The sequence below is a fragment of the Streptomyces sp. NPDC017520 genome (genome assembly GCF_044329855.1).
In the GTDB taxonomy this organism is placed as follows: Bacteria; Actinomycetota; Actinomycetes; order Streptomycetales; family Streptomycetaceae; genus Streptomyces.
Genome location: NZ_JBIRKB010000003.1, coordinates 295,700 through 319,329 on the forward strand (window position 1 = coordinate 295,700; position 23,630 = coordinate 319,329).

The 23,630-nt window shown below is 70.5% G+C and carries 19 protein-coding genes and 2 pseudogenes; 12 read left to right on the forward strand and 9 right to left on the reverse strand.

The window, feature by feature from the left end:
- Window positions 1-50 precede the first annotated feature (50 nt).
- From ACH4KB_RS09140 to ACH4KB_RS09150, 3 genes are all read left to right on the forward strand, one after another.
- Complete coding sequence (locus ACH4KB_RS09140; RefSeq protein ID WP_398065149.1) at window positions 51-6,344, forward strand: RHS repeat domain-containing protein; 6,294 nt, start codon at window positions 51-53, stop codon at window positions 6,342-6,344.
- A 68-nt stretch (window positions 6,345-6,412) separates the two neighbouring features.
- On the forward strand, window positions 6,413-6,985 hold the full coding sequence (locus ACH4KB_RS09145; protein WP_398065151.1) for a PH domain-containing protein: 573 nt from the start codon (window positions 6,413-6,415) through the stop codon (window positions 6,983-6,985).
- 234 nt (window positions 6,986-7,219) lie between these two features.
- Entirely contained in the window at window positions 7,220-7,642 is a 423-nt protein-coding gene (locus tag ACH4KB_RS09150; RefSeq protein WP_398065153.1) for a hypothetical protein, read from the forward strand.
- Here ACH4KB_RS09150 and pip read toward each other — a convergent pair.
- On the reverse strand, window positions 7,603-8,640 hold the full coding sequence (gene pip / locus ACH4KB_RS09155; protein WP_398065155.1) for a prolyl aminopeptidase: 1,038 nt from the start codon (window positions 8,638-8,640) through the stop codon (window positions 7,603-7,605). The genes ACH4KB_RS09150 and pip overlap by 40 nt on opposite strands.
- A 117-nt stretch (window positions 8,641-8,757) precedes the next feature.
- Between pip and ACH4KB_RS09160 the strand changes: the two genes are divergently transcribed.
- Both ACH4KB_RS09160 and ACH4KB_RS09165 read left to right on the forward strand, forming a co-directional pair.
- Complete coding sequence (locus ACH4KB_RS09160; RefSeq protein WP_398065157.1) at window positions 8,758-9,213, forward strand: VOC family protein; 456 nt, start codon at window positions 8,758-8,760, stop codon at window positions 9,211-9,213.
- A 10-nt stretch (window positions 9,214-9,223) separates the two neighbouring features.
- Window positions 9,224-9,715, forward strand: a complete 492-nt coding sequence (locus ACH4KB_RS09165) for a hypothetical protein (RefSeq protein ID WP_398065159.1) — start codon at window positions 9,224-9,226, stop codon at window positions 9,713-9,715.
- A gap of 58 nt (window positions 9,716-9,773) precedes the next feature.
- Here ACH4KB_RS09165 and ACH4KB_RS09170 read toward each other — a convergent pair whose 3' ends face one another.
- The 3 genes from ACH4KB_RS09170 to ACH4KB_RS09180 all read right to left on the reverse strand — a co-directional run bounded on the left by ACH4KB_RS09170 (window position 9,774) and on the right by ACH4KB_RS09180 (window position 13,584).
- Window positions 9,774-11,879 carry a serine/threonine-protein kinase gene (locus ACH4KB_RS09170; protein WP_398065161.1) on the reverse strand — a complete coding sequence of 702 codons (2,106 nt, stop codon included), beginning with the start codon at window positions 11,877-11,879 and terminating at the stop codon, window positions 9,774-9,776.
- Between the two features lie 118 nt (window positions 11,880-11,997).
- Window positions 11,998-12,810, reverse strand: coding sequence for an SDR family oxidoreductase (locus ACH4KB_RS09175; RefSeq protein ID WP_398065163.1), 813 nt, complete (start codon window positions 12,808-12,810; stop codon window positions 11,998-12,000).
- A gap of 156 nt (window positions 12,811-12,966) precedes the next feature.
- Window positions 12,967-13,584: a TetR/AcrR family transcriptional regulator gene (locus tag ACH4KB_RS09180; protein WP_398065165.1), complete on the reverse strand. Its 618-nt coding sequence runs from the start codon at window positions 13,582-13,584 to the stop codon at window positions 12,967-12,969.
- 36 nt (window positions 13,585-13,620) lie between these two features.
- Here ACH4KB_RS09180 and ACH4KB_RS09185 point away from each other — a divergent pair, with 36 nt between their 5' ends.
- Window positions 13,621-14,430, forward strand: a complete 810-nt coding sequence (locus tag ACH4KB_RS09185) for an alpha/beta fold hydrolase (protein WP_398065167.1) — start codon at window positions 13,621-13,623, stop codon at window positions 14,428-14,430.
- Between the two features lie 114 nt (window positions 14,431-14,544).
- Here ACH4KB_RS09185 and ACH4KB_RS09190 read toward each other — a convergent pair whose 3' ends face one another.
- The 3 genes from ACH4KB_RS09190 to ACH4KB_RS09200 form a co-directional block, all read right to left on the reverse strand.
- On the reverse strand, window positions 14,545-16,038 hold the full coding sequence (locus tag ACH4KB_RS09190) for a helix-turn-helix domain-containing protein (protein ID WP_398065169.1): 1,494 nt from the start codon (window positions 16,036-16,038) through the stop codon (window positions 14,545-14,547).
- Window positions 16,039-16,112: 74 nt separating this feature from the next.
- Entirely contained in the window at window positions 16,113-16,919 is an 807-nt protein-coding gene (locus ACH4KB_RS09195; protein WP_398065171.1) for an SAM-dependent methyltransferase, read from the reverse strand.
- The gene (locus ACH4KB_RS09200; protein ID WP_398065173.1) at window positions 16,894-17,763 is read right to left on the reverse strand and encodes a helix-turn-helix domain-containing protein; all 870 of its coding nucleotides are present in this window, start codon (window positions 17,761-17,763) and stop codon (window positions 16,894-16,896) included. The genes ACH4KB_RS09195 and ACH4KB_RS09200 overlap by 26 nt, the downstream gene beginning before the upstream one ends.
- Window positions 17,764-18,149: 386 nt before the next feature.
- Between ACH4KB_RS09200 and ACH4KB_RS09205 the strand changes: the two genes are divergently transcribed.
- The 6 genes and pseudogenes from ACH4KB_RS09205 (at window position 18,150) to ACH4KB_RS09230 (ending at window position 22,061) form a co-directional block, all read left to right on the forward strand.
- Entirely contained in the window at window positions 18,150-18,596 is a 447-nt protein-coding gene (locus tag ACH4KB_RS09205; protein WP_398065175.1) for a hypothetical protein, read from the forward strand.
- Window positions 18,597-18,886: 290 nt separating this feature from the next.
- Window positions 18,887-19,416 (forward strand): annotated as a pseudogene (locus tag ACH4KB_RS09210) (Tn3 family transposase); the annotation flags it as partial.
- A gap of 128 nt (window positions 19,417-19,544) precedes the next feature.
- Window positions 19,545-20,176, forward strand: a pseudogene (locus ACH4KB_RS09215) (alpha/beta hydrolase); the annotation flags it as partial.
- Window positions 20,173-20,760 carry a hypothetical protein gene (locus ACH4KB_RS09220; protein WP_398065177.1) on the forward strand — a complete coding sequence of 196 codons (588 nt, stop codon included), beginning with the start codon at window positions 20,173-20,175 and terminating at the stop codon, window positions 20,758-20,760. The pseudogene ACH4KB_RS09215 and the gene ACH4KB_RS09220, both read left to right, overlap by 4 nt.
- A 178-nt stretch (window positions 20,761-20,938) precedes the next feature.
- Window positions 20,939-21,583 carry a DUF1707 domain-containing protein gene (locus tag ACH4KB_RS09225; protein WP_398065179.1) on the forward strand — a complete coding sequence of 215 codons (645 nt, stop codon included), beginning with the start codon at window positions 20,939-20,941 and terminating at the stop codon, window positions 21,581-21,583.
- Window positions 21,584-21,710: 127 nt separating this feature from the next.
- Window positions 21,711-22,061, forward strand: a complete 351-nt coding sequence (locus ACH4KB_RS09230; protein WP_398065181.1) for a hypothetical protein — start codon at window positions 21,711-21,713, stop codon at window positions 22,059-22,061.
- Window positions 22,062-22,543: 482 nt separating this feature from the next.
- Here the strand turns inward: ACH4KB_RS09230 and ACH4KB_RS09235 are convergent, their stop codons facing one another.
- Window positions 22,544-22,783 (reverse strand): DUF397 domain-containing protein, encoded by a 240-nt coding sequence (locus ACH4KB_RS09235; RefSeq protein WP_398065182.1) that lies wholly within the window; start codon window positions 22,781-22,783, stop codon window positions 22,544-22,546.
- Window positions 22,780-23,598 carry a helix-turn-helix domain-containing protein gene (locus tag ACH4KB_RS09240; protein ID WP_398065184.1) on the reverse strand — a complete coding sequence of 273 codons (819 nt, stop codon included), beginning with the start codon at window positions 23,596-23,598 and terminating at the stop codon, window positions 22,780-22,782. Before ACH4KB_RS09240 ends, ACH4KB_RS09235 begins: the two co-directional genes overlap by 4 nt.
- Between the last annotated feature and the right edge of the window lie 32 nt (window positions 23,599-23,630).

Sequence of the window (23,630 nt, forward strand, 5' to 3'; positions counted from 1 at the left end):
TTTCGGGTGGGGTCGTCAGTAGGGGACGTTCGAGGAGACGGGCGCAGCCAGTGGCGGCCACTCTGGCCGCGATCCTGTTCGCCGGACTGCTGGGAGCGCCGATCGCGGCAGCCGCCGAACTCGACCTGCTGAGGCTGCGGAAGCCGGACGCTGTCAAGACCGACGAGGTCGAGAGGCGGGATACGGCGAAGCCGGATCAGACGGCCCGGAACCCATGGAAGAAGCCCGAGGTCACCTGGCCCGAGGCCGGTACCGCGACGGCCGCCCTGCGCGAGAACGGCGCGGCGGCGAAGCTCGGTTCCCTGCCTGTCAGCGTGAGCCGCCCCGTAGCCGCGGCCGCGGAGCCGGCGAAGGCCTCGGCGCTGAGGTCCGCTCCCGGAAAGACCCCGGAGCCGGGTCCGCGGAAGGTCCAGGTCCAGGTTCTCGACCGTGCCACCACCGAGACGTTGGGCGTCGAAGGCGTCGTGCTGGCCCTCCGTCCGGCGGAAGGCGCGGAAGGCACCGTGGACGTCAAGGTCGACTACACGGACTTCCGGAACGCCTACGGCGGCGACTGGGCCTCCCGGCTCACCCTGAAGACGCTTCCGGCCTGTGCGCTGAACACCCCGGGCAAGAAGGGCTGCGCCACCGGCACGCCCCTTCCCACCAGCAACGATGTGAAGGCCGGCTGGATCGAGGCCGCCGTCGACCTGCCCGCCGCCACCGCCGCCACGGCCTCCCGAGCCGCGGGCGCCGACCCGGTGGCGCCGAAGGCAGGAGCGCGTGCCGTCTCCGGCGGCACCGTGCTGCTGGCCGCGACCGCCGCGGCGGGAGGCCCGTCGGGAAACTTCACGGCCACCTCCCTCGCCCCCTCCGCGTCATGGTCCGCGGGCGGCTCCAACGGCGCGTTCTCCTGGACGTACCCGATCTCCGCACCGGCCGTCGCGGGCAGTGCTGTTCCCGACCTGAAGCTGGGCTACTCCTCGCAGTCGGTCGACGGCCGTACCGCCTCGACGAACAACCAGGCCAACGGCGTCGGTGACGGCTGGTCCATGGAGCCGGGCTATATCGAGCGCCAGTACATCTCCTGTACCGAGGACACCAAGAACAGCACCACCACGGCCAAGGTCGGCGACCTCTGCTGGAAGAAGGACAACGCCGTCATCAATCTCGGCGGCCGGTCCAACACCCTGGTCAAGGACTCCACCACGGGCAAGTGGCACCTGGAGAACGACGACGGCACCAAGGTCGAGAAGCTGGCCAGCACCGCACGGGCCAACGGCGACAACGACGGTGAGCACTGGCGGGTGACGACCCCGGACGGTACGCGCTACTACTTCGGCTACAACCGCCCGTCGGGCTGGGCCGCCGGCAAGGACGAGACCAACTCCACCTGGACGGTGCCGGTCCACGGCAACCAGCCGGGGGAGCCCTGCTACGCGGCGGCGTTCAAGGACGCCTGGTGCCAGCAGGCCTGGCGCTGGAACCTGGACGCGGTCATCGACCCGCACGGTGACGCCATGACGTACTACTGGAACAAGGAGACCAACTACTACGGCCGCAACGTCAACCCCAGCACGGGTGCGTCCACCGCGACCCCGTACGTTCGCGGCGGCTCCCTGAAGCGCATCGAGTACGGCCTGCGGGGCGGCAACTTCTACGCCCAGCCCGCTGCCAAGATCGACTTCACGAACAGCGAGCGCTGCCTGAGCGACTGCGGCACCTTCGACAAGGCGCACGCGAAGAACTGGCCCGACGTCCCCTTCGACCGGTACTGCGCCTCGGGCACGGAGTGCAAGGACCGCTATTCGCCGTCCTTCTGGAGCCGGACGCGCCTGACGAAGATCGACACGTCGGTCCTCGTCGGCACCGCCTTCAAGCCCGTGGACACCTGGGCCTTCACCCATCAGTTCCCCTCGACGGGTGACGGCAGTTCCCCCGCACTGTGGCTGGCGTCGATCACGCGCACCGGGCACGGCGGAACCGGCTCGGTCACCCTGCCGGCGGTGACCTTCCTGGGCAAGACCATGCCGAACCGGGTGGAGGGAGCGACCACGGGCGGCAAGCCGGACCCGGTGCCGCCGCTCTGGCGCTACCGCGTCTACGGCATCAACACCGAGACCGGCGGAACGATCGGTATCACCTACTCCGGGGCCGACTGCAAAGCGGGCAGCGTTCCCACCCCGGCCTCGAACACGCGGCGCTGCTACCCCGTGAAGTGGTCACCCCCGGACGCTCCGGCGGCCGACTACGAGCCCTACCTCGACTGGTTCCACACCTACGTCGTCACCCAGGTCCTGGAGACCGACAGGACCGGCGGGGCACCCGCCAAGCAGACCGACTACACCTACCTGGACGGCATGGGCTGGACCAAGTCCAAGGACGACGAGTTCACCGACGCCAAGCACCTCACCTACGGCGACCGCCGGGGATACGGCCGCGTCCAGGTCCGCAGCGGCGTCGCACCCGACAAGCGCACTCTCAAGGAGTACCGCTACTTCCGGGGCATCGACGGGGCCGCGGTCAAGGACCACGAAGGCATCTCCGTCACCGACAGGGAAGCCTTCTCCGGGATGACCCGTGAAGAGGCCACGTACGACTGGGACGGCGGCAAGCTCGCGACGGCCACCAGCCACGAGCCGTGGCGGTCGGCCGCGACGGCCACGGAGACCCGTGCCGAAGGACTGCCCACCCGCTACGCGTACGCCACGGCCGGCAAGAGCGAGCAGACCCGTACCGCCGTTGGCACGGGCTGGCGCAGTACCCGCACCGAGCGCACCTTCGACGCGCTGGGCCAGACCCTGACCGAGTCCTCGCTCGGGGACATGGCGAAGACGGGCGACGAGCAGTGCACCACCACCACGTACGCCCGCAACGCGTCGCTCAACATCCTCACCACGGTCTCCGAGACGAGGACGGTGGCCAAGGCCTGCGGCACCACGCCGTCCCTCCCCGCGGACCTGATCTCGTCCGCTCGGCACTTCTACGACGGTGCGACGAGCCTGTCCACCCCGCCGGCCAGGGGTGACGTGACACGGCTGGACGAGCAGGACGCCAAGGGCACGGGATACCTCACGACCGCCACCCACACCTACGACCAGCACGGCCGCGAGACGAGCTCGACCAACGCGCTTCAGGCCACCACGCGGACCGGCTACACCCCGGCCACCCTCAAGGCGCCGACGACGGTCGCCGTGACCAACGCCAAGGACCACGTGGCCACGACCACGCATGATCCGGTACGGGGAGTGGTCACCGCGACGGTGGACGCGAACGGCAAGCGCACCGACGCCGTCCACGACGGTCTCGGCCGTGTCCTGAAGGTGTGGGAGCCGGGCTGGCCCAAGGCCGCCCACGAGGACAAGCCCTCGGCGGAGTACAGCTACGTCATCTCCAGGACCGAGGCGAACGCCGTCGCCACCAGGACGCTGAAGCAGAACGGCGCCTACAACACCACCTACGCGCTCTACGACGGCCTGCTGCGTGAGCGCCAGACGCAGGCCCCGGCCACCGGCACGCAGGACCGGATCATGACCGAGACCCACTACGACACCCGTGGCTGGGCCTGGCAGACGTACGCCCCCTACTACGCCGAGGGCGCGCCGTCGGCGAAGCTGTCCTCCGCCGCGGTGAACACCGTGCCGGCGGCAGTGCAGAACCACTTCGACGGGCTCGGCCGGGTCACGGACGCGCTCTCGGTGAAGTTCGGCGACGAGCAGTGGCGCAGCAAGACGGTGTACGAGGGCGACCGTACGACCGTCATCCCGCCGAAGGGCGGTACGGCCACCACCACGGTGACCGACGCGCGCGGGCGCACGACCGAGCTTCTCCAGTACTCGAACGCCCAGCGCACGGCGTCCCAGAAGACGACGTACACGTACGGGAAGTACGACGAGCCGAGCACGGTCACGGATCCCGACGGCAACGTGTGGAGCTACACGTTCGACAGCCGGGGCCAGAAGACCAGGAGCGACGACCCGGACAAGGGCGTCACGGACACGACGTACGACAACCTCGGGCAGCCGGTCACCATGACCGACGAACGCGGTGTCACGCTCACCACGGAGTACGACGTGCTGGGCCGCAGGACCGAGGTCAGGCAGGGCAGCACGACCCTGTCGAAGTGGAGCTACGACACGCTCGCGAAGGGGCAGTTGACCAGCAGCACGCGTTACGCCGGAGGGGCCGCGTACACCACGGCGACCGGCGGTTTCAACGACCGCTACCAGCCGACGTCCACGACCACCACGATTCCCGCCGCGGCCGGCGGTCTGGCGGGCACGTTCACCTGGACGTACGGATACAAGCCGGAGACCGGGGCTCTGCTCTGGACGCTCAATCCGGCCGTGGGCGACATTCCGGCCGAGCGGGTCGTCACGAACTACAACAGCAACGACCAGCCGTTCCGCACCAGCGGTCAGTTCGACGCGCTGGTCTCCAACACCCTCTACGACGTCTTCTCCCGCCCCGTGCGCACCGAGTTCAGCGCCGACCTCGGCAAGAAGGCGTACAAGACGCAGGTCTACGACGAGCACACGGGTCAGGTCGTCCGGCAGACGACGGACCGGGACATCGCCCCCCAGCGCGTCGACGACACCACGTACACCTACGACCCGTCGGGCAACGTCACGGGCGTGACCAGCACCAGCGGCCAGGACGCACAGAAGTCCACCGACACCCAGTGCTTCAGCAACGACCCGCTGGGACGGCTGACCGAGGCATGGACGGCCACGACCGACTGCGCGGCGGCCCCCTCGGCCGCCACGGTCGGCGGCCCGGACGCGTACTGGCACAGCTACGGCTACGACAAGCTCGGCAACCGCACGAAGCAGACCGAGCACGCCACCTCGGCCGGGACGACGGACGCCGTCACCGACTACACCCAGCCGGCCCCCGGCGCGGACCGGCCGCACGCGGTGCGGCAGGCCTCCGTCACCGGCGGACCGGACAACGGGCGTACGAGCACCTTCGAGTACGACAAGACCGGCAACACGACCAAGCGCACCATCGGCTCGACGGTCCAGTCCCTCACCTGGGACGCCGACGGGCACCTGGCGACGCTCACCGAGGCCGGCAAGCAGACCAGCTACACGTACGACGCCGACGGCAACCGCATCATCGCGAAGAACGGCGACGGGTCCAGCACCCTCACGCTCCCGAACGGTGACCAGCTGAACCTCGCGGCGAACGGGGCGAAGACCGCGACCCGGTACTACACGCACAACGGCGAAACGGTCGCGGTGCGCAACGGCAAGTCCATCGCCTACCTGATCAACGACCACCAGGGCACGGCGATGACGGCCATCGCGGTCGGCTCGCTCGCCCTCACCCGTAGGAAGCAACTGCCGTTCGGCGGCCTTCGCTCCGAGCAGTCGACGGTCTTCGGCTCCCGCGGCTTCGTCGGCGGCACCAACGACCCCACGGGCCTCACCCACCTGGGCGCCCGCGAATACGACCCGGTCCTCGGACGCTTCCTCTCCGTCGACCCGGTCATCGACTTCGGCGACCCGGCCCAGATGAACGCCTACAGCTACGCCCACAACAGCCCCCTCACCAAGTCCGACCCGACGGGCCTGCGCCCGGACGGCCCGGTGGGCGGCAACTCGTACAACGACGAGCGGTGGGCGAATGACCGGGGCATGACGGCCGGCTACACGAAGAAGAGCGGCAAGTGGGTGTGGAAGCAGACGCCGAAGAAGGACGCCGCTTCTCAGAGGAAGTACAGCAACTACCGGGCCAACCCCGCTCACTACATGATCGACGACAAGCATGCCCGGAAGTACACGGCGACCGTCAATGCGCAGGCGAAGAAGGCCGAGGCGGCCCGTATCAAGGCTGCGGCGGCGGAGCAGCGCAAGAAGGACGGCATCTTCGGCAGCATCATGAAGGGCAACTGGGGGGCTGCCTGGGACAACACGGTGGACGCCTTTGCCAACCCGCAGGATCATTGGAGAGGTTGGCTGGAAGTGGGGGCGTTCGTGGTTTGCGTCGCTTCCTTGGTGGGATGTGTTGTCGCCAGCGCTGTCGTGGTCGGTGCGAAATATCTGGCCGACTACCACGAGCAGGGGGCTGCGGTGGCAGGTGCGAACTTCCGTGCGAACGCGACAGGGGCGTTGATAGGATTGGGGCTGGCAAAAGCTGGCGGGGTAGCGATCAACCATTTCGCCAAGGGGGCGGGGATCGGAAGGAATCTGCCGATGGGCCGGCATGCCGCAACAGGCTCCGGGAAGCACGCGGCGCCGAAGCGGGGTGCCCATGCGGCCCGACCGGACCGACTGTTCCGGGGCGGAGTGGTCGGTGCCAACACTGCCCTCGGCCAGGCGGGCTGTGGTACGACGATGAACGCACCCTCGTGGTGTGGCTGATCGTCTGACGAGATGGCCCGGGTGGGGCTGCGTGCCAGTCCCACCCGGGCCCGGTGAGGTGAGTGCTGATGTCGAGGGATGTCACAGCCGTAACGCAAAAAGGCAACGAATTCTACAGCAAGGTCCGCTACTTCGGATGGGCGGCATCCGCTGCCATGTTCGCAGGCGGGGTATTCCTGGCGGCGAGCCCGGGTGGCGGAGGTGAGCCGCTGATCAACAGGTCCATGGTCGGTGGTTTGGTCAGTGTTGCTGTCGCGTGGCTTTCCTGGGTGCTCACTTATCGCCCTCGCGTGTTCCTGCTCAGTGAATCGATCACGGTGCGGAATTGGTTCACGGAAACCGTGATCCCTTATGGTCGCATCGCTAGGGTGCGGACGAGTGGCGGGTTGACTCTTGAGTTGAAGGACGGATACGAGGTCAGGGTCTGCGTGGTCGGAAAGTCCCCTCTCGGGGAAATGAGCGGATACCCTTCGGCCAAGAAGATCAAGCGGTCGATTCTGCCCTTCCTGGCCGAGGCCGAGCTGGTTCCGAGTGGGGCGGTACGGGAGAAGGTCTCGCTCTCGCTGAAGGTCCCCGCTATCGTGGCCGGGCTGCATGGCGCATGCTATTTCGCGCTGAAATATCTCTTCCACGTCGCTTGAGCCGGGCTCTTCTTCGGACTGTGGGGGAGAGGCGGGGGAACGCCTTCGCAGTCACGGTCGCCGCCTGATCCGGCGGGACAGCCTTCAGGAAAGCCAGCAGGAGGGGGACGCGGAGATGCGGACCAAGGAGACCCGGGTGTTCCGTCGTCCCGTGTACATGTGGTTCCCGCGGTCGTGGGCGTCGTGGTCTGGGTCTGTGCGGTTCTGGTCGCTGGGCCATTGGGCGGGGAGCCGGTGCCGACGTTCGCGGTCGCCGGATTCGCGGTCTTCTTCTGGGCGATCGGGTGGGACTCCGCCATCCGCTGCACCGACCGCCATGTGTCCTTCACGAACATCCTGCTGACCACGACGGTCGCCTGGACCGACGTCAGGCGGGTGGACATCCAAGGTGGGCTGGCCGTCACCTTGAGAGACGGGAGCGAGCTGTTGTCGATAGCATTCGGCGGTTCGCTGCTGGGGGACCTCACCGGCTACCGGACTCACCGGCCGGCCTTCCGGCAGCTTCGGCAGATCCACGGCAAGGCACTCGCGTCGGAGTGCGGGGGCGGCCGACGGGGGCCGGTCCAGCGGAAGTTGTCCTTCGCCTGGCGGCGGCTCCTGGGTGCCCTCGCCGTCGTCTACGTGCCGCTCGTGGTCGTCCTCGTCCTGGGACGGTGAGGTGGTTCGGCGGGGCCCGTCCGTGTCCCGCGCCCCGCGAACCCGTCCAGCGCCTCCAGCACCGCCCGCCGGGTCTCCGTGCCGCCCGTGTGCCCCGCGTTGTCGATGACCGTCAGCTCGGCGTCCGGCCAGGCGCGGGCGAGTTCCCAGGCGGTGATCAGAGGGCTCGCCAGGTCGAAGCGGCCGTGGATCAGGGCGGCCGGGATACCGGTCAGCCGGTGGGCGCGGGCGAGGAGGCGGCCCTCCTCCAGCCAGGCTCCGTGGGCGAAGTAGTGGGCGCAGATCCGGACGAACGCCTGCTGGGCGCGGTCCGGGCGGCTGCTGTACGGGGGCGGGCCCTGGGCCGCCTCCATCGAGACGACCGCGTCCTCCCAGGCGCACCAGTCGGCCGTGGCCCTCTCCCGTACGGCGGTGTCCTCGCTCTCCATGCGGCGGGCGTACGCCGCGACCAGGCCGCTCGGGTCGCTCGTCTCGGGGACGCCCGCGCGGAAGGCGTCCCAGGCCTCGGGGAAGAGTTGGCCGACGCCCCGGTAGAGCCAGTCGATCTCGCTGCGGCGGGTCGTCGTCACCGCGGGGATCACCGCCTCCGTGACCCGCCCCGGGTGCTCCTCGGCGTACGCCAGGATCAGGGTCGATCCCCAGGAGCCGCCGTACAGCAGCCACTTGTCGATGCCCAGGTGTTCCCGCAGGCGCTCCATGTCGGCGACCAGGTGGGCCGTCGTGTTGTGCGACATGTCCGTCGCCGGGTCGCTCGCGTGCGGTGTGGAGCGGCCACAGCCCCGCTGGTCGAAGAGGACCACCCGGTAGCGGTCCGGGTCGAAGTACTGGCGGGCGCGGGGCGTGCAGCCGGAGCCGGGGCCGCCGTGCACCACGAGGGCCGGCTTGCCGTCCGGGTTGCCGCACACCTCCCAGTACACGTGGTTGCCGTCGCCGACGTCCAGCATGCCGCTTCCGTACGGTTCGATCGGGGGGTAGGGGTCGTTCGGTTCGCGGTGCACGGCGTTGTTCCCCTCGGTGCGGCGGGCGGGCGGGCGGACGGGCGGACGGACTGGGGGTGGGCAGGGGGTCACTTTACGTGGATGCGATCGCCCGGGCCCTCCCGTACGGTCCTGCCTATGAACGCAGCACGCATTGATCTGACACTCGACGCCGGTGACGCCCAACTCCTGCGGGCCTTCTGGAAGTCGGCGCTGGGATACGTGGACCTGCCCCCGCCGCCGCCGTTCGAGACCCGCGAGGAGTGGCTCGCCCAGTTCGAGCTGCCGGAGGGCGAGACGGTGGACGACGGGGCGTGGCTCTGCGACCCCGAGGGTGTCGGCCCCCGGATCTCCATCCTCAAGGTCCCCGAGCCGAAGACCGCGAAGAACCGGCTGCACATCGACGTGCGCATCCCCGGTCACGGCACCCCCGCCGAGCGGTGGGACCGCGTCCGGGCGGAGGCCGCGCGGCTGGTCGCGGCCGGCGGGTCCGTGCTGGCGGAGGTCGACGAGCACCATGTGGTGATGGCCGACCCGGAGGGCAACGAGTTCTGCGTGGCGGCGGCCGGCCCGCCCACCCCGGACGCCGCGTAGCCTGGACGCCGTGAACGCCGCTCCCCGCATTCTCGCCGTCCTCGACGAACTGCTCGCCTCCGCCGCCCCCGACGAGCGCGGTGCGCTGTGGCATCTCGCCGAGCCGGGGCGGGAGTTGGACGCGAACCTGGTGCGGCTGCCGGCGGGCGCCGAGGTCGGTGAGCATCAGGAGGACGTGCTCGATGTGCTCCTCGTCGTGCTGGAGGGCCGAGGGAGCGTCAGGACGGCGGAGGGCGGTCAGCCCCTGGAGCTGGGGCCCAGCACGGTCCTCTGGCTGCCCCGCACGTCACGGCGGGCGCTGGCCGCCGGGCCCGACGGGCTGGTGTATCTCACCGTCCACCGCCGGCGCCCCGGCCTCGCGATCAAGCCGCCGCCCGGGCCGTACGAGGGCGGCGAGGGGCCCTGCATGCTGGACCGGGTCTGCCCGGAGTGCGGGCGGCTGTCCCAGGACCCCGCACCGGTCTTCTGCAGCCGGTGCGGGGAGCGGTTCCCCGAGCGCTGAGCCCGGGGAGCGGCGGCGGGCCGGGAGCCCCTGGCGGACCGTCGGCGCCGCGGCCCCCTCAGAATCCCTCGCACTCCGTCAGGTCCGGGCGGCCCGGCGGGTTCTCCTTGCCCACCAGGCCGGCCAGGTTCTCCTTGTACATGTCCTCCCAGATCCGGCCGGCCAGGATCGTCCGGAGCGCCGAGCACACCTCGCCCTTCAGGAGCGGGCTCTTCGGCCGCATCGCCACCCCGTAGCCCTCCGCGCCCTTGATGGGCTCCAGCTGCCGCACCTTGCCCGGGTTGGCCTTCACGTATCCGGCGAGGATGATGTCGTCCGAGGCCACCGCGTAGACATCGGACTTCGGGTCCAGCAGCTTGTCCAGGCAGTCCTGGTAGGTGTTGGGCTGCGACTTCGCCATGGTGAAGCCCTGCTCCGGCAGCGCCTTCTCGTACGTCGACTCCCGCGCCGTGCACACCTCGACGCGCAGGTCCACCAGGTCGCTCGAATCGTTGATCGTGTACTTGCTCGACTTCTCGCGGACCAGGAAGCTCCGGCTCGCGTCGTAGTACGGGCCCGCGAAGTCGACGCTGTAGCCGCCGGGCGAGGCGGTCTTCCGGTCGTCGGTGATGCTGTACGACGCGATGACCAGGTCCACCTGCTTGGTCTTCAGCGCGGTGCTCCGGTAGTCCGTGGCGACCGTGGTGAAGGCGACCTCGCCCTTGGCGTAACCCATGCTCTCGGCGATCGCGTACGCCAGGTCGACGTCGTATCCCCGGTACGTACGCGTCTTCTTGTCGAACCTGCTCAGACCGGGCTGGTCGTCCTTGACGCCGATCTTCAGGGTGGGGTGGGTGTCCTTCCACCGCTCCTTGCTGCCGCTCCCGGCGGCACCCTCGGCGTCGCCCTGGCCCCGCACCGAGCCCGCCCGGTCGTCGCCGCCCCCGCCCTTCTCGCCGGTGCCCTGGGAGGCCATCCAGCCCGCGCCGACCAGCAGCGCCAGGCACACCACCGCCGCGGCCACCTTCCCGCCCCGGTACCGGCCGGCCGGCCCGCCCGCCGCCGCGGGAGCGGGCGGGGGTGTGGGCACCACCGGTGCCGGCGTGGGCGGAGGGGCGGCAGGACCGGGGGCGGGCGCGGGAGTCGAGGGGTTCGGTGGGGAGACGGCCGTCGGCGGGTGCGTCGCCTCGGCGGCGGACCGGGCCGCGTTCGGCGCGGCGGGATCCCCGAGCACCTCGCGGAGCATCGCCTCGGCCGTGGCCGCGTCCAGGCGCTCCCGCGGGTTCGTGGTCAACAGCCCCTGGATGACCGGGGCGAGAGGCCCCGCGTAGCGGAGAGCCGGGTCGGGGGTCTGCCGGATGTTCTCCTGGACCTCCCAGACCTCGTGGCCGGCGAAGGGCACGCGGCCTTCGACCATCTCGTACAGGGTGATCCCCAGCGCCCACAGGTCGGAGGCGGGGGTGGGGCCCGGGGAGGCGGGGGCGAAGAGTTCGGGTGCCAGGTAGGAGGAGGTGCCGATGACGCTTCCGGACCGGGTCACCCGGTCCGCGCCCTCGAAGGTGGCGATGCCGAAGTCCACCAGGATCGCGAGGCCGTCGTCGCGTACGAGGACGTTGCCCGGTTTCACGTCGCGGTGGACGACCGATGCCGCGTGGACCGCTCGCAGACCCTGCACGATCTGGAGGCCGATGTTCGCGGCCCTCGGCACGGCGAGGACCCCGTCGCCGCTCAACAGGTCGCCCAGGGACCTCGCTTCGAGCAGCTTCATCACGATCCAGACCTGGTTGTCGGTCTCGACCTGGTCGTGGACCGTCACCACGTTCTGGTGCTCGATCTTGGCGATGGCCTCCGCCTCGCGCCGTGCCCGGTGCAGCGCCGCCGTCTGCGTGGCGGCGGTCATCGAGTTCCGGTCGAGCAGGCCCTTCACGGCGACGAACCGGCGCAGCCGCCGGTCGTGGGCCTTCCAGACCTCGCCCATCCCGCCGCTGCCGATCGGCTCCAGCAGTTCGTAGCGGCCGTCGATCACGGTCCGGGGGGAGGGTGGAGCGCCGTGCGGCGGTGACGGCGTGCTCGGCCACCCCTGCGGCGCCCCGGCGTCCGGCCGCCGGGGGTCGTCGTCCGACCGGCGGTCCTCGGGGCCCCTGGCCCCGTCGCCCGCTCTGTCGGCCCTGTCTTCGTTGTGCATACGACCCCCGACCCCCTGTGCACTACATGGACCACGCCAGATTAGACGTTACGTCCTGCTCGGACGCACTGGCTTGAGGTGCCGGTTCGCGCCTCGGCGATCGGCGTACGGATCGAGCCTAGGAGGCCGCGCCGCCGTTGCTCTTCAGCGACTGGCCATTGACCCACTGGCCTTCGGGGGAGCACAGGAAACCCACCAGGTGGGCGGTGTCCTGCGGGGTGCCGAGACGGCCGAGCGGGGTGTCCCGCACCAGGGCCTCGCGCAGCTCGTCGTTCATCCAGCCGGTGTCCACCGGGCCGGGGTTGACGACGTTCGCGGTCACCCCGAGGTGGGCCAGCTCGTGCGCGGCGGCCAGCGTGATGCGGTCCAGGGCCCCCTTGCTCGCCCCGTAGGGAAGGTTGCCCACGGTGTGGTCGCTGGTGAGCGCGACGATCCTGCCTGTCGGGGTGCCGGGCTCGGTGCCGGGCACGCCGCGGAAGCGCAGCCCGTACTCGCGAATCAGGAGCCAACTGGCCCGCGCGTTCACCGCGAAGTGCCGGTCGAACGCCTCCACGGTGGTGTCCAGCAGCCCCGAGTCCACCGACTCCGCGTGCGAGAGGACGAGTGCGGTCACCGGTCCGCCGAGGCGCTGTTCAGCCTCGTCGAAGATGCGCGTCGGCGCGTCGGGGTCGGTCAGGTCCGCCTCGATCGCCGCCGTACGGGCCCCTGCCTCCGCCAGTTCCTTCTCGATGGACGCGGCGGCCCCCGGCTCGGCGCCCCAGTCCATGCGGCGGTCGTAGGGCGTCCAGTAGGTGAAGGCGACGTCCCAGCCGGTGGCCGCCAGCCGGCGCGCGATGCCCGCGCCGATGCCGATGCTGCGGCCGACGCCGGTGATCAGGGCGACGGGGCGGGTCGGTCCGGGGGCGGGTGATGGCTGTACGGAGGTCGTCACGCGGTGATCCTTCGTGACTCGTACGCGTACGTCAATGGCCTTTCCGGACACGCGGGCGACACCGTTGCGCCTGCGCTGAGCTGCGGGCGGACCGTTGACCCGGGGTGCGGCGCGGTGGGGTGCGACCTCCCCCGTCCGGGCCGGCCGCCGCGCGGGTCACGCGGACGACGCCCGGCGTCCGCAGATCAGCTCGTGGGCGAGCCGTGCCGTCGCGAGCAGATCCTCGCGGCCCGTACCGAGATTGGCCCGTGCCGACAGCCCGTGCCAGACGGACTGGACGAGCCCCGTCAGGGCCTCCGCGTCCGTGTCGGCGGGCAGTTCCCCTTCCTGGACAGCTCGTTCGACGCGGGCACGGAGAGCCCGTTCGTTGGAGTCCTGGAGTTCGGCGAAGTAGGCGCTGGTGTCGAGGGTGCTGGTGCTGTCGGCCATGGCGGCGCTGCTGAGCAGGCAGCCGGGGTGCTCGTCGTCGGGCCGGGTGAACTCGTGGACGGAGTCGACGAGGACGCGTTCGACGGCGGTGCGGAAGTCCGTTGCCGCGAGCGCCTGGTGGTAGATCTCGCGGTAGCGCTCCGCGTAGGTCCGTACCGCCTCCTCGAACAGGCCGGCCTTGCTGCCGAAGGCGCCGTAGAGGCTGGAGGTGGAGAGCCCGAGCAGTGCGGTCAGGTCGCGGGTCGAGGTCCCCGAGTACCCGCGTCGCCAGAAGAGGCGGGCGGCGTCGAGGAGGGCGCGGTCGCGGTCGAACGCTCGTGGGCGTCCACGTTTCGGCTGGGGCACCCTTGCATTGTAGAGCGATCGCACCATAATGGCTTTATGGAGCAATCGATTCGGAAAAGACTTTCGGTGGGCGAGGCGGGCGACGGCAGCTGGATCACGGTCGACGTGTACGGGGAGCCGGACGCTCCGGGCCTCGTCGTCGTCCCGGGGGCGATGAGCGATGCCCTCGAGTGGCGCGCCGTCGCGACCGCCGTCGACGCCTGGCCGTCGGTGGCGGTCGTCAACCGCCGGGGCCGCGCGCCCTCGGGGCCGCTGACCAGCGCGTACTCACTGCGGACCGAGGTGGCCGACCTTGGTGCGGTACTGGACGAACTGGGCGGAGCCCAGGCGCTCTTCGGCTGGAGCTACGGTGGCCTGATCGCCCTGCGGACCGCCGACGAACGGCCCCTGCGCCAGGTGATCGCCTACGAGCCGGTGATGCGCCCGTTCGGCCTCGACGTGCTACCGGATCTGAAGGCGGCGCAGGAGGCGGGGGACCGGGACGCGGCGGTGGAGATCGTGCACCGGCGGATCGCGGGCCTCGACGGGGCGGTCGTCGACACGCTGCGGGCCGACCCCGAGGTGTGGGCGACGCTGCGCCGCCTGGCCGGGCCGCTGTACGCCGAGCTGGCCGCGCTGTACGAGGAGCCCGCGCCGGACGCCCTCGCCCTGCGGGCGGACCGCGTCGACCTGATCGTCGGCGGGGCCAGTCGCGGAACGGCCCCCTATGGAACGTCGTTCGACGACGTCGCGCGGCGCGTCCCCCGTGCCAAGGTCCATGAGCTGCCCGGCCAGGGGCACATGGCCCACCTCCAGGCGCCGGCGCAGCTGGGCCGCCTGATCGATGCCCTGGCCGTCGGCTGCTGAGAACTGGCGGTGCGCAGGGCCGCCGCCCGCTACCGCTACCGCGTGGCGTGCGCCGCCTCGGCGCGTAACGGCTTCACCGGCTTCACCCTCTCGGGGCTGCCCGCCCGATTCCGGTCACAGGGGGCGGTAGGTGCGGCCACCGCGCCGAGGGAGGGCCGCCGGGTCGTCGGGGCCGTTCCGGGTGGCCTTCAGCGCGAGGTGGACCTCGGCGCGCACGGTGGCGTCGGCGAGGTTGCGCGCGAGGTGTTCGGCGCACTGGGTGAGCCAGCCGGCCAGGGTGGTGCGGTGGACGTGCAGTTCGGCCGCGGCGGGGGCGGTTCGGGCGTGGTGCCGCAGCCAGCAGGCCAGGGCGATCCGCAGATGCGGCTCCAGACCGCCGACCAGGCGGACGGCCCAGCTCCGGACTGCCTCGGTGTCCAGGAGACCGGGCGGCAGCGTCTCCAGCCGGGCAGGACCGCTTCCGCTACCGCTACCACTGTCGTCGGGGTCGGGGTCGGGGGCCGGGGCCCGGAGGGCGAGCAGCAGATGCGCCCGCACGGTGGCGTCCTCCAGGTCCGCGCCGAGCAGCCGGGACAGGTCGCGTATCCGGGCCCGGACCGTACCGGCGGACAGGCCGAGCGCGGCGGCGGCACGGGGCTTACTGCCGGTGCGGAGCCAGACCAGGAGCAGGTGCTGGTGGTCCGGGGACAGCGGGCGCAGCACGGCTGCCGCCCACCGGGCGTACGGGGCGGCGGGCAGGAGAGGGGCGAGCCGGGAGGTGCCCACGGCGTCGGCGGGGACGATACGGCGGTCAGCGGTGGCACTGTGCCGGGCGGCGGCGGCGTCGCTGTGGGCGGTGCACATCTCGGCCAGGGGCAGGGGCCCGGCCATGCCCGCGAGCAGGTGGTGCCGCTCGCTCAGCCGGGAGACCAGGCGCAGGATCCGCCCGTCGTCGCCGCCGTGGTGGAGCTCGGCGACGACCAGCTCGCCCTCCGGCCGGCCGATCAGGGTGCAGGCGTCGGCGTGCGGGGCGAGGGAGGGGCGGGCGGCCCGCCAGAGCACCTCGTGGGCGGTGGGCAGGTCGGGGCCGGAGAGCCGGTAGACCGTGACATGCGTGAGCCTGTTCCCGCCGAGGGCCTCGACATGCGTGAGCCTGTTCCCGCCGAGGGCCTCGGTGACGGCGGCGGTGTGGCCCGCCAGCAGCAGCTGGATGAGCGTGGTGTGCAGCCGCATCTGTTCGCCCCGCAGCTCCGCCGCCCGCCGGCCGCGCACCTCCAGGAGGGCCGCGGTGGTCGTGGCGACGTGGCAGGCGTGCTCCGGGGGCACGGCGGGTCCCGGGGCCAGGACGAGGACGGCTCCGGCCGCCGGGTACTGCGTGCAGTGCGGGTGTTCCAGCGGCGCGGCGGCCGCGTGTACGCCGTCGGCTGCCGCGGACGCGGGGGTGCTGTAGACGGCCCCGGCGATGGGGTCGGCCAGCACCGCCCACCCCTGGACCAGGGACGCGGCCTCGGCGATCAGGTGCTCACCGGACCGGGTCGCCGCCCCCAGCAGCCGGTCCGCCGCCTCCCGCTCGTTGCGGGCGCCCCGCGGGCCGGTGGCCCCGTGGCCGGTCGTGCCTGTGCTGCTCATGGGCGAGCCTCTGCGGGCCGTGCGCACCGCGCGCGGGGAAGTCCCGTGCGCGGCACGCCAGTTGCGGACGTGGGTCAGGGAATGCGGGCGACCGCGCCCCACCCGGCCCGGGCCGTGGTGGTACCGGTGTTCGCGTCGGGCCGCCAGTTCGGCCAGGACACCATGCCCGGCTCCACCATCTCCAGTCCCTCGAAGAACGCGATCGTGGTCTCCGGCTCCCGGAAGATGTACGGGATCGCCCCGCTCGCGTTGTACTCGTCCTGAACGGCGCGGTGGGCGTCGTCGGACGCGGTGGAGTGGCTGAGCGAGAGGTAGCTGCCGGAGGGCAGGCGGTCCACCAGCCGCCGCACCAGGGACAGGGCGTCGTCCCAGTCCACGATGTGCCCGAGGACGTCACTGATCACGAGGGCGACGGGCCGCGTCAGGTCCAGGGTCTTGGCCGCCCCGGTGAGCACGGTCTCGGTGTCGCGCATGTCCGCCTCGACGTAGGCGGTGGCCCCCTCGGGGGTGCTGGTCAGCAGCGCGTGTACGTGCAGGAGCACCAGGGGGTCGTGGTCGACGTAGACGATCCGGGAGTCCGGGGCTATCCGCTGGGCCACCTCGTGGGTGTTGTTCGCGGTGGGCAACCCGGCGCCCACGTCGAGGAACTGGCGGATTCCGGCGTCCCGGGCGAGGTGGGTGACCGTACGGCGGAGGAAGTCCCGCGACTCCTTCGCGAACGTCTCGATCAGCGGGTACTTCTCACGGTAGGCGTCGCCCGCCGACCGGTCCGCCGGGAAGTTGTCCTTGCCGCCGAGCCAGTAGTTCCAGACGCGTGCGGAGTGCGCGACGCTCGTATCGATCTGCGCGGGCAGTTCAGGCCCATTTCCGGTCGTACTCATCCTGTAACACCTCTCCTGTTCGGGCCGGCCGCATCGCCATCACGCACGACACGTCCAGCATTCCCTGATACGTCTGCACGGGGTGGGGGCTGTCCCACACCTCCGCCGTGCCGGGGAGCCCGCCCTCCCGCACCACATGGTCCGCGATCTCCCGGGTCTCCACCCGGTAGAGGGTCAGCGCCGGAACACCGGTCAGCGGGTGCGGCGGAGCGTACTCGGGGTGCAGTTGCACCGTCACATCGCCCCGTTGCGCCAGCTGTTGGACGCTCCTGAGCTGCTCACGCATCACGTCGTCGCCGCCCACCCGGACGCGCAGCGCGGTGACGGGGAGCACGGCCCAGAGCCGTGTCTGCTGTTCCTGGAGCCGCTTCTGACGCTCGACCAGGAAGTCCGCCCGACGCTGCCGCCCGGCCGCGTCCCGGTCGGGGCACCTGATCTCGTCCACGGCCATCGCGTAGGCCGGGGTCCGCAGCAGCAGCGGAACCAGCGCCGGGTCCCAGGTGCGTACGACGCCGGCCGCCGACTCCACGCTCATCAGGTCCATCAGCCACGGTGCCATCGCATCGCGCCACGGATGCCACCAGCCGGGCATGTTGGCCGAGTTGAGACGCCCCATGATGTCGTCGGCCTCCGCCGGGCCCGCCCCGTAGGTGGCGAGCAGGGCGGACACCTGTCCCACGTCGAGGGAGGTCTGCGCCTGTTCCAGCCGCCGCAGCGTCGTGGGATGCCACCCCAGCTGCGCGGCGGCCTGGGGGACGGAAAGGCCGGCGCCCTCCCGCAGTCGCCGCAGGCGGGCCACGAGGACCAGATGCCGCGCCGTCCGCCCCGACCTCTCGCGCGCCACGGCTTCCCCTCCCTCTCCGGTCCCGCTCCGGTCCGCTCCGGTCCCGTTTTCGGCTCGATCTATCCGACATTCCGCGCAGTCTGCGCACAGTGCACACAGCGCACCTTGCGACGGTCGCACGGCGCTCTCAAGGTAAGCATGTCCGACCCGACCACAAGCCAACTCGGCGAGACCGGACCGATCTTGTCCCCAACCCCAACGCCGTGCGCAGCCAGCCCCCACTCTCGGCCCCAGCAGCAGTGCCCACCTCAGCCCCCGCCCCAGCAGCACTCAGCCGAGCAGCGCTCACCCCAGCCCCGCCCCGGCCCAGCCCCCGCCCCAGCCGTTCCGTGCACTGCCGTTCCGCGCACCGTCGTTCCGGCGGCCCGTTCTCTGGAGCCCACCGCATGAACAACCTGACCGACCTGACCGACCTGACCGACGTGACCCACCTGACCGACGTGACCCACCTGAACCGCCCGTCCCACCCGAAGCTTCGGTCCGTGGTCGGGATCCCGAGGCCCGCCCCGGCCCGCCCCCTCGACCTGCGCGTTCGCGCCCAGCGGATCCAGATCGACGAGCTCGTCGTCGACGACCCCCGCCAGGTACTCGCCCACGCGGACCAGGCCGCCCTCGACGACCCGGACACGGCCGCCCTGCTCGGGCACGATCCGGCCATCCCGCTGTCGCTGCCCGCCGCGGCGGCGCTCCTGTGCGCGCTCTACGACACGGATGTCCTCACGGCCATGGGCATGCGCCTCACCCGCCACACCACGCGCGTCTCCGCCTCCAACCAGCAGACGGAGCCCGTCTCGCTGGTACGGTCCACCGCTCCGGACCGGGAAGACCAGTAGCCAGCCTTGCTCCATGCCCACGACAGGGCGAAGGGCGTGAGGGCGGGAGGGCAACCAGTTCGGGGCGAACACCCCCTTCCCCCGCCGGTGGGGCGGCCGGCCCGCCCTGAGTTCGGCATGAGGCCTTGAGCGCACGGTGACCCGGTGCGCTGATCTGCGTCGGCCGCCAGGGGCCGGTGAGGCCGCGCCAGGCTTCCGCGACATTCCGTTGATCGTTCATGCGCCCCTTCCCAGACGGCCGTGACGCCAATTGCGGCGATCCGGACAGACGATCACCTGTCCGGCCGTCCGGGCGCGCCGGTGGTCCGTCCTGGCTCAACGCGATCAATGACCAGGTGATCGGCATCGCGCAGGTGGTGGCGCCCGGCACCCCGCGCGACTCCCTGTTCATCCTGGACGTGCTGCTGAACCTGGACGGCGGGGTGAAGGACGACACCTACCGGCGCCAGATACACAAGCAGCTCACCGTCCAGGAGTCCCGCCACAAACTGGCCCGCGACATGTGTCACGGCAAGAAGGGCACCATCCACCAGGCATACCGGGACGGGAGGGAAGATCAGTGGGGCTCGCTGGGTCTCGTCTTGAATGCGGTCGTTCTGTGGACGACGAGGTACATCGACGCCGCCGTCGCCCAGCTCCGCGCCGAGGTCACGAGATCCGCGACGAGGACGTGGCCCGGCTGTCCCCGCTCAAGCACAAGAAACTGAACGTCCTGGGCCGCTACAGCTTCACCGCCTCCCAGCCGATCGACGGCCTGCGCCCGCTGCGCGACCCGGAAGCCGTCAATCTCGACGACGATGACGACGGCAACGACGAGTGAGCCCGAGGTCCGAGACACGGATCGGCCCCGGCCCCGCCCCACGGGGGAAGGGCGGCGCCGGGGCCGACGCGAGCGAGCACCCTAACGCGGGGCCGGTCAGTTGATAGGGACTACGTAGACACGGGCGAAGTGGGCATGTCGCGGCGTACGTCCCCGGTCTCGGCACCAAGCTCGACGGCGACTTCGTCGAGGGGACGATGAAGCGGGCCCAAGACACGACCATTGGGGCCAAGGAGGTGGACCCGTCCACTGCCTCGATCATCTGGCTGGGCTACGACGCTCCCTCACCGTGGGCACGGCCGCCAAGGAATCCGGCGGGATTCCGGGCGTCGATGATGTGATTCTGCTAGGCAGTCCTGGCGTCGATGCACAGAAGGCGACGGAACTCGGCGTGGCAAAGGACCATGTGTTCGTCGGCGCCGTCGACAACGACCCGGTCACCCACCTGCCCACGAAGGGCGAAGTGGCGCTCGGCGCGGGGCCCGCCTGGGCACTGGGAGGCCCGGAGGCGGTACGGAGGACGGGTGACCTCTTCGACGTCGGCAACGACGACCTGTACTTCGGCAAGGACCCGGCGAGTGAGGCCTTCGGAGCGCAGCGCTTCGAGGTCGACGACGGGCCCAGGATGGTTCTCGAAGCCGGAAAGTTCGATGCTCACTCCCAGTACTTCAATCCGGAGCTGGGCGATGTGTCGGCGTTGAACATTGCAAAAATCGTCGGCGGACGCCCGGAGGACATCGTGAGGGAGGAGTACCGATGAGGCACATCACACCTACCATTCGCCTGGCCTGTGCGGTGGTGACCGGCGCGCTGCTCGCCGGATGCGGACTCTTGGGCGATGCCAAGAGCGATGGAGAGGCAGTGGCAGGCATGGACATGCAGGGGGCTGCGGAGCGCGCCGACGCGATCCTTTACGCGACGGTCGGGGAGATCACACCGGAGATCGAATGGGTTCACCGTGCGACGACGACCGGCAGCTGTGATGTGACGCGGTACTGGACGGTGATGACGGTCATCTCCGAGCAGCGCCGGGGCAACTTCTTGGGCGTGGTGGAGCGTTTCTGGAAGGCGAACGGCTATCGGATCAAGACGGTGAGTCCGAGCAGGGAGATGCCTTCGATCATCGTCAGGTCCCCGGACGGCTTCGGCATCAGGGCCAGTTTCGGTTACAAAGGGCAGGCGTTCTTCCAGGTTACGAGCCCCTGCGTGGGCGAGTCGAAGGTGGCCGTGCCCAAGCGGGTGGCGAACGGTCGTACGTACGAGGGCGAGATTCCTACCCCCAACGTCCGTTCCGACTTCTGGTCCGCCGAGACCCCGGTGCCCGACCCCGCCCCCTCGTCCTGACCGCGCGTGGGCGGACAGCTCGATGGTTGCAGGGGATCGGCAGTCACCCACTCCCAGCGTTGCTCAGGAATCGGCGAATCCCCCGAGGCTGTCTGCCGTCTCGGGGGCCCCGGCGAGCGCGTGGACATTGAGGACTGTCCATACGCAGACGCCGCACCGACTGCCTATCCTTGCGGCTATGACAGCCCAGTTTCCGGAGCCCTCTCCGCGCCCCGTTCCTCCAGGTGGAATTCGTGCCTCTCACGACGACCGGGAAGCCGTGGTGGAGCGGCTGCGTGATGCGGCGGCCGAGGGGCGCATCGATTTCGATGAGCTGGATTCACGCCTGGAGCTGGCGCTGACGGCCAAGACCCACGGCGAACTGGACTTCCTCACAGCCGACTTGCCGGTGCCGCACTCCGCGTCCGCCGCCGCCTCGGCCACCTCCTCGTCCTCCGCAGCAGGGAGCCGGTCGCCACTGGTGCTGAGGGGTGGCATGTTTGGTGCGTCCCTGGGCCCCGGGCGCTGGGACGTTCCGGGACACGTGATCGCTCACGGAGGCGTGGGGGGTGTGACCCTGGACTTCACCCGGGTCGAGTGCCGTCTCGCGGAGGTCGTCGTGGAGGCGTACGCGGAGGCATCCGGTGTCACGGTCGTCATCCCCGACGGCTGGGTCGCGGACACCAGCGGCATCGACCCCGGCGTCGGCGGCCTGACGGACAAGACCACCTCCGACCGGCTCCCGGGAACTCCGCTGATCCGGCTCACCGGGTCCGGCACCATGGGCGGAGTGGTCATCCGCCATCCCAACAAGCGGGAACGACGCAAGCTGGACATCGCCTAGTGCCGCATCAGGCGAGGTCCGCCCTGGCGTGATATCGCTGCCTGCCTGCCTGCCTGCCTGCCTGCCTGCCTGCCTGCCTGCCTGCCTCTGCCCGCCGGTCGGTAGGTTTAGCTGCCACAGTTTGGGAATGAACGGAAACTTCTTGGCCCGTCACCACGACCAGCTGACTGCGTGGCTGAGGGACGAAGAGGCCGAAAGCCTCGACGCATTCCTGGGCGCACACCACGAGTCCTTCATGCTCGTGACGACAGATGGAGCGATCCTCGACCTTGAGACGCTGAGAGAATCCCTGCGCGGTGCGGGCGGCGGCCAGCCTGGTTTGTCGATCCAAGTCGAGGAAGTAACCCGCATCACCCCCGAGGTGTGCCGGTTCCTGGAGCGCCACATCGTGGACGGTTCCATCGTGGACGTGCGGGTGGTGACTGCCGTGATGGAGGGCGGGTTGTTGCTCAGCGTGCAGGAGACCGCCCGTCGATAACGGAACCAGCAGGCGTCACGCTTCAGCGTTATCGATTTCGCGTGGCGCGTACTCGTTCTACCAACCACATCACCTGCGACACCTCGCCGTCCGAGTCGGCATCCGAACGGCACGCCACGTCGCAACAGGGAAACGTTGCCTGATGCGACACCAGTCACCGCTCGCGGTCGGCCAGGACGCAAGGCCTCGGGTCCGCCACGATGATGGTGGACCCGACACCTTGGCGGTCGCAGCCATCCATTACCGCCGGCCCGGCCCCCACCCGCCCGCAGCGCGGGCATCACTTCACCACGACGTTGTCCTCGGACGAAGTTGGCGCCCCGGTGGTGGTGTTGCCGCACCACACCCAGCGCCACGTACCCGTCTTGGACGCCTTCACGGTCGGCGGGGCCGTGCCGTGACGACGGCCGGCGTCACACCGCCGTCCTGCCCGCAACACCGCGCGGGTGAGCGGGTCCCGGTGACCACCGCCCCGGCGTCGCTCAGGAGGCGGCGAACTCCACGAAGGGCGCCCAGGAGGCGGGGGAGATGGCGAGCGCGGGGACGGTGAGGTCCTTGGAGTCGCGGACGTGGACGGTGTGGGGGCAGGTGGCGACCTCGACGCAGTCGCCGCCCTGGGGGCCGCTGTAGGTGGACTTGGACCAGGTGAGCGAGACCTCGACACAGTTGCCGCCCTCGCTGCCGCTGTAGCTGGACTTGAACCAGTGGAGATCGGTGCTCATAGTTCCTCTGCCATCTTCTCGATCGTTTCCAGGGTCCTCTCCGGAGTGTATGCCTGGGCCCGCGTGACGCCATACTGGCCGAACAGGTTGCCCAGCTCCGGTTGTTCGGTGACGAAGAAGCTGCCGCCCTGCCCCTCGATATAAGCGAGCTGCTGGCGCTTGTCGGTCTCCAGCAGGACGAAGGGGCCGTCCAGCGCCGCGTGATCCTCGCGGTACGGGTCCATCAGCTGGATCCGCACATGCCGGAGCCGCGCCACGTCGGCCAGGTGGTGGAGCTGGGCCTTCATCACCCGGCGGCCGCCGATCGGCCGGGTCAGCACGATCATCTCCAGGACGAAGCTGATGTCGGGCAGCGGCCTGCGGGACAGCAGCTTCTGCCGTGCGAGCCGTGCGGCGACCTTCTGCTCGATCTCGTCGTCGTCATAGGTCGGGTAGTGGATCGTGAAGACCGCCCGCGCGTACGCCTCGGTCTGGAGCAGGCCGGGGATGACCTGGTTCTCGTACGAGTGCCTGGCCCACGCCTTCTCCTCCTCTTCCGCGAAGGGCGTGAACCAGCCCGGCAGCGGGCTGCGCTTCTTCGGCGGCTTCGGCGCGGCGACGATCAGTGCACCCTGTGCACCCAGCACCTCGTCCGCCCGCTGTACGAACACGCCCTTCGGCGGTCGCGCTCCGCGTTCCACCATCGCCACTTGCGACTTGGAGTAGCCGATCCGTTTGCCCAACTGCTCCTGGGACAGTCCGGCCAGCACGCGAAAGTGCCTGAGCAGCAGGCCGAACATCTCGGCGGCGCTTTCAGGCTGATCACTGGAGTGCACGGGCTCACCTCGGATGTACACCACTGTTCACA